Source organism: Falsiroseomonas sp. RANM36 (genome assembly GCF_056682175.1).
In genome coordinates this window covers 1307395-1313259 of sequence record NZ_JBWXTD010000003.1, presented here as the reverse complement: position 1 = coordinate 1313259, position 5865 = coordinate 1307395, and the positions used below count along the sequence as shown (strand labels likewise).

The following is a 5865-nucleotide window of genomic DNA, read 5'->3' as shown; positions in this document are numbered from 1 at the left end:
GCCCCCCCGCGCCCCCCGTTTTCCCCGCCCACCCCCCCCTCCGCCCCCCCCGCCTCCCGCCCCCGGGCCGGGGAGGGCTGGGCCGGCATCGCGCTGCCGGCCGGCACGCCGCAGCCGATCCAGGACCGCGTCGCGCAGGTGTTCCGCGAGGTGCAGCAGCTTCCCCCCGTGCTCGAGCGCTACAAGGGCTGGTCGGTGGACACCGGCAACCGCTTCGGCGCGGAGATGGAGGCCTTCGTCCGCAGCGAGGTCGAGACCTGGCGCCCGCTGGTCATCGCCTCCGGCGCGACGCCGGTTTGAAATTGCCTCAAGCGCCGGCGTGAGTTTTTTGGTGCCTCAATCGCCGGCGCGCGCCCCCCGCGCGTGGCGTTGGCGCGGCCCCCGGCGGGCGCGGGGCGCCCGGGGCCATAAACGCCTTGTGGGGGGGGGGCCGCTTCCGGGCCCGCGGCCGCCTCTGGCGGCCGCTGTTTCTCTTTTCTGTAGGTCCTCGTCATGCACGCCACCGCGACCGCGGCTGATCGCCTGCCGGCCTTCCAGAAACTGCTGGAGGGCAAGGCGGATCTCGCCTTCATTCCGCTCGGGACCGACCTGCACTACCTGGCGGGCATCCCCCGCGACATTCCGAACTACGGCACCACGCTGCATCCCGGCGGCTGGCTCGAAGGCGCCTGGCTGACGCCCGGCCATGCGCCGATCCTCGCCCTCCCGCGCATGACTGCGGAGTTCAAGGGACGCGGCGAGAGCAAGGGCATCGAGATCCGCGTCCTCGGCGACCACGACGATCCCGCCGCGCTCGCGCGCGACATCTTCGCGGGCCTCCGCGTGCCTGCCCGCCCGCGCATCGCGATCAGCGACCGCGCGCATGGCGAGAGCGCCGTGCATATCCAGGCGCTGCTGCCCGACGCCGTCTTCGTCTCCGCCACCGACCTCCTGCGCGAATTGCGCGTGATCAAGTCGGCCGAGGAGATCGCCACGATGAAAGAGGCCGGGCGCCGCACCGAAGCCGCGTTCGCCGAGACGCTGAAGCGCCTGATGTTCGGCATGACCGAACTCGATGCCATCGCCGAGGTGAACTACCAGATGCAGCGGCAGGGCAGCCTCGGCCAGACCTTCACCACCTCGCTCTACAACACCGGGCCGAACCACCCGCTGCTGATGGGCCGTCGCCTCGAAAGCTGGAAGCGGCCGATCCACCCGCCCTGCTCGGTGCTGTTCGACTTCGGCGCCTCGCATGACGGGCTCTGCTACGACTACGGCCGCACCGTGCATTTCGGCGAGCCGGACGCCGAGCAGCGGCGCGTGCATCGTCTGGTGATGCAGGCGCAGGCGGCGGGCATCGCGGCGCTGAAGGTGGGCACCACCGCAGCCGAGGTCGATGCGGCGGCGCGACGCATCATCGAGGATGCGGGCGACGGGCAAAAATTCCGCCACCGCCTCGGCCATGGCATCGGCTGGGACGTGCATGAGCCGCCCTTCCTGACGAAATCGGACCACTCGGTCCTGCGGGAAGGCATGATGTTCACCGTCGAGCCCTCCATCCTGCAGGACCGCTCCTTCAGCGCCCGCGTGGAGGACGTGATCGTCTGCCGCCCCGGCGGCGGCGAGAAGCTGACCAGCGGCTTCCAGGACCTGCTGGTCGTCAGCGGCTAGAGCAGCGCCCGTTCGAGTGGAACCGCTTCGCGGTTCCGCTGAACGGGCGCTGCTCTAGCCGGCGCGGAACTCCAGTGTGACGGAGCCCACCTCGTCGCCGGCCCATTGCTCGCTGCGCAGCACGACGCCGGATTCGGGCTGCACCCAGAAGCGGTTGGTGAAGGCGCCGCCGCCCCCGCCGCACCGCTCCTCCACCACCAGCCAGCCCGCCTCGTCCCGCCCGGACAGCCGGCATTCCAGCGCGACGCCGAAGCGCATCGTCGCCGGATCGCGCGTGTCGCCGGCAAGGTCCACGCTGCGCCGCGCGAAGGCCTCCGTGCCGCGCAGCGCCAACGGCGCATCGAGCGGATCGGGCCCCTCGAAACGGGTCGCCATCAGCATCTGGCGAAGGCCCGCGGTGGCGACGATGCGCGCGCCCTCGGTGGCGATGGCGATGTTGCCGGCCTCGCCCCGCCAGATATGCCGCGGCCCGCTGCCGCCGACCGGGACCAGCACCGCGCGGCGCGGCGCCAGCAGCAGCAGGTGCGGCCCCTGGACCTGCATCGGCGCCGGCGCGGCTTCGGGTGCCGCCCGGCGCAAGGCCTGCGCCGCGGGGGTGTCGCCGCAGGCGCCGAGCAGCGCGAGGCAGGCGAAGGCGACGACATGGCGCAGGCGCGTACCCATGCCGCGAAAGCTAGAGCAGCGCCCGTTCGAGTGGAACCGCTCCGCCGTTCCGCCGAACGGGCATGATGCCCGGCGCACGAAGTTCCGACCGGCGGCCCGAAGGGCCGAGGTCGCGAATGCGGCCTGCGGCAAGTGCGGCATGCGAAGAGCATGCCTGCGGCATGACGAAGCCAAGGGCCGCGGATGCGGCGCGTGCTCTGGAACATCCTGGTGCTCGGGCGCCGCTCTGGTGGCCTCGTTCGCCCGCGCGCCGCCGACGCTCGCGCTGCGTCTCCGTGTCAACCGGACGCCGCGCCGGCTCGATCCTGCGCCGGGAAGACCAGGTCCGAGCCGGGGGCCAGCGCATTGGCCAGGGAGGACAGGCAGCCAGCAGCCCGCCGGTCCTGCCCGAGCGCGAGGCCGATGACCCTCACCCCGGACGCGACGGCATAGGCAAGCGGCAGCTCCTGCGTCGCCACCACCGCCGCGCAGTGCGCCACCAGCCCCTTGAGCCGCGCCGGGGTGAGATGCCGCCGGCGCCACCGCGTCTCGCCCAGCTCCGCCAGCAGAACGGGCGAATCCGGCAGGAAGCGGGCGGCGAGGTCGAGCGTCGCGGGCAGGTCGTCGGCCGGGCTCTCGGGCGATTCCACCGGCAGCGGCAGCACCGGCCAGCCGCGGAAGGGCGCGAGGAGGTCCGACATGGCAGCGCCGCGCTCGGCGATGGCGCGCGCGGTCTCCGGGCCGCCGAGGATGGAAAGCCCCAGCAACGGCCCAGGCGGCAGCGCCCCGGCCAGGGCGGCATCGGGCGCGACGGCGCGCTCGGGGAAGGGGCGGATGCGCTGCGGCGCGGCGACGCGCCAGACCAGCAGCGCATTGGCCGTCTGGTGCTCGCGCAGGTCGAGCGGCGCGGCGGCGTCGAGCAAGGCGACGCCCTCGGGCGCATCGGTGCGCGCCGCCTCGCGCTCCACGGCGAAGCAGAGCGTCTCCACCGTCGCGCCGGCGGCCTGCGCCCGCGCGGCGACGCGCAGCGCGCGTTCGAGCTCCGCGCGGCGCGTGAAGACGCCGGCGAGGACGACGCGCCCGATGCCGAGCGCGGCCGGGTCGGGCTCGTTCTCCGCCGTCGTGAAGCCGGGCACCTCGGCCGCGACATGCATCGCGAGGAAGGGCGCAGGCTGCGCAGGCAGCGCGGCCGCGACCTCCGCCATGATCGCGCGGGAGCGCAGGCCGCGGAACGGGCGCTCGGCCAGGACCAGGATGCGCGTCACGCCGGCGTCTCCAGCCCGACGCAGCGCGAGCCCGGCGCCAGGCGGTGGGCGAGGGTGACGAAGGTGCGGCGCAGGCTGTTGTCGATCAGCGGATGCAGTCCGATCACCCGGACGCCCGCGCCGATCCCGTGTATGGCGTTGTGCTTGCGATGGGTCAGCAACGTGTCGCAGCGCGCGATCAGGCCCTTCAGCCGCGCGGGCGTCATCTCCGCCCGCCAGAAGTCGCGGTCGAGCAGGATCGGCGCGACCACCTGCGCCTTCGGCAGGAATTTCTGGAGGAAGGCGCGGCAGCCGGCGACGTCGTCCTCGTCCGGCGTGTCGAGATGCACCGTGCTGACGACGGGAAGCACGGCATGGTCCTCGAATTCCGCCAGCAGCGCGCGCACCCGCGCCGCCTCGTGGTCGAGTGCCGCGCGCATCAGCGGCATCGGGATGATGGAGACGCCGAGCAGCTTCCGGCCGTGCGGCAGCAGCGCATCGGCCAGTTCGGGATCGGCGGGGATGTCGGCTTCCGGAAAGCCGGTGATGCGCGGCAGGCGGCCGATGCCGGCCATGGCCGCATACTCCACCGAGAGCACGTCGCGCACGGTATAGGACGCGGCGCGGCGAAAGACGCCGCGCGCCGTCTCGTCCAGCCAGCGCAGATCTTTGATCAGCCAGGAGACGCCGAGATTGTGGAAATTGATTTCGGCGCCTCCAGCCTCGGCTTCGGCAAGGTGTGGCAGCCAGGCGCGGAAGGCATCGGGCGTGCCGAACATGCCGCCGCCGAACACGACACGCTTCGGCTTGAGTGCGAGCATCTCCCCGCCATCGCGGAAGCAGCCCGAGAGGCCGGGCACGCAGCGCATCGTCCACTCCGGCGCGACGCTGAAGGCATGCGCCTCCTCGGACGGAAAGGCGCGCATCGCCTCCATCAGGCAGAGCTCGTCGCCGAGATTGCCGTAGCCATAGGCGCCGAGGAAGGCGGTGCGCATCGGCTCAGTTGACCAGCAGCGGCAGGATCGCGTCCAGCCGCAGCAGCCCGTCCGTCGTCGCGACGAGCCTGCCGTCGCGCCAGGCGAGCAGCCCTTCCTCGGCGAGCTGGTCGAGCATGCGCAGGTCCACCGCATCGCCGAAGGTCAGCGTGCTGCGCGCTTCGATGCGCGCGGGGTCCACGCCCTCGGTCAGGCGCAACCCCATCAGCAGCGCCTCCCGCGCCCGGTCGCGCGCCGACAATTTCGCTTCGTCCACCACGGCATGACCATCGCGCTGAACGCGGAAAAGCCATTCCTCGGGGGCGCGGTGGCGGCGTGCGGCGAGAATGTTGCCGTCCAGCGTCAGCCGCTGATGCGCGCCGGCGCCGATGCCGACGTAGTCGCCATAGCGCCAATAGGCGAGGTTGTGCCGGCTCTCCGCGCCCGGCTTCGCGTAGTTGGAGATCTCGTAGGCGCGCAGGCCGAAGGCGGCGGCTTCCTCGGCCGTCGCGGTGTAGAGGCGCGCTGAGTCCTCGCCTTCCGGCAGCCGAAAAGCGTCGCGGGCGTGCAGGGTGGCGAATTGCGTGCCCGGCTCGATGGTGAGCTGGTAGAGCGAGAGATGATCGGCCGCCAGCGCCAGCGCGCGGCGCAGCTCCGCCCGCCACGCATCCTCCGCCTGGCCGGGCCGGGCATAGATCAGGTCGAAGGACACCCGCGGGAACATGGTTCGGGCCGTCTCCAGCGCGGCGATGGCCTCGCTCGCGTCGTGGCGGCGGCCGAGGAAGGCGAGGGACTCTGGCTCCAGCGCCTGCACGCCGAGCGAGACGCGGTTCACGCCGGCGTCGCGGAATGCGCGCAGCTTGTCGCGCTCGACGCTGGTGGGATTGGCTTCCAGCGTGATCTCGAGATCGGGCAGCGGATCGAACAGGCGCGTCGCGTCTTCGATCAGCGCGGCGACGGTCTCGGGCCGCATCAGGCTCGGCGTGCCGCCGCCGAAGAAAATCGAAGCCAGCCTACGCCGTCCGGTGCGCGCGGCTTCGTAGGCAAGCTCGGCGCGCAGGGCGGCGGCGAAGGCGGCGTGGTCCACGCGGTCGCGGACATGGCTGTTGAAGTCGCAATAGGGGCACTTGGCGGCGCAGAAGGGCCAGTGGATGTAGAGGGCGAGGGGCTCGCGCATCGCTTTCCGCAGATGGGTCCGGTAAGGCGGCCGGCAAAGCCGGCCGAGGCCCCCGATGCGGCCCCCCGCCGGGGGCCCGCCGGCCCGCCGCGGGGGCGGGGCGGCGGCGGGCCGCGCGGCCGCGGCGGGAAGGGCGGCTCCATCGTGGACCTGGAGGAGGCGGAGCGCGCGATCCGCG

The 5865-nt window shown here is 72.8% G+C and carries 5 protein-coding genes and 1 pseudogene; 2 read left to right on the top strand and 4 right to left on the bottom strand.

Features of this window, described 5'->3' with window-relative positions:
• A pseudogene (locus AC1MIR_RS11130) lies at positions 1 to 300 on the top strand (Bug family tripartite tricarboxylate transporter substrate binding protein); the annotation flags it as partial.
• A 192-nt stretch (positions 301 to 492) separates the two neighbouring features.
• Entirely contained in the window at positions 493 to 1650 is a 1158-nt protein-coding gene (locus AC1MIR_RS11125; RefSeq protein WP_480028222.1) for a M24 family metallopeptidase, read from the top strand.
• 54 nt (positions 1651 to 1704) lie between these two features.
• Here the strand turns inward: AC1MIR_RS11125 and AC1MIR_RS11120 are convergent, their stop codons facing one another.
• The 4 genes from AC1MIR_RS11120 to hemW form a co-directional block, all read right to left on the bottom strand.
• Positions 1705 to 2313, bottom strand: coding sequence for a YjbF family lipoprotein (locus AC1MIR_RS11120; protein ID WP_480028221.1), 609 nt, complete (start codon positions 2311 to 2313; stop codon positions 1705 to 1707).
• 278 nt (positions 2314 to 2591) lie between these two features.
• Positions 2592 to 3557 carry a hypothetical protein gene (locus AC1MIR_RS11115; protein ID WP_480028220.1) on the bottom strand — a complete coding sequence of 322 codons (966 nt, stop codon included), beginning with the start codon at positions 3555 to 3557 and terminating at the stop codon, positions 2592 to 2594.
• Complete coding sequence (locus AC1MIR_RS11110) at positions 3554 to 4531, bottom strand: polysaccharide pyruvyl transferase family protein (protein ID WP_480028219.1); 978 nt, start codon at positions 4529 to 4531, stop codon at positions 3554 to 3556. Before AC1MIR_RS11110 ends, AC1MIR_RS11115 begins: the two co-directional genes overlap by 4 nt.
• 4 nt (positions 4532 to 4535) lie before the next feature.
• Positions 4536 to 5687 (bottom strand): radical SAM family heme chaperone HemW, encoded by a 1152-nt coding sequence (hemW, locus tag AC1MIR_RS11105; RefSeq protein WP_480028218.1) that lies wholly within the window; start codon positions 5685 to 5687, stop codon positions 4536 to 4538.
• Between the last annotated feature and the right edge of the window lie 178 nt (positions 5688 to 5865).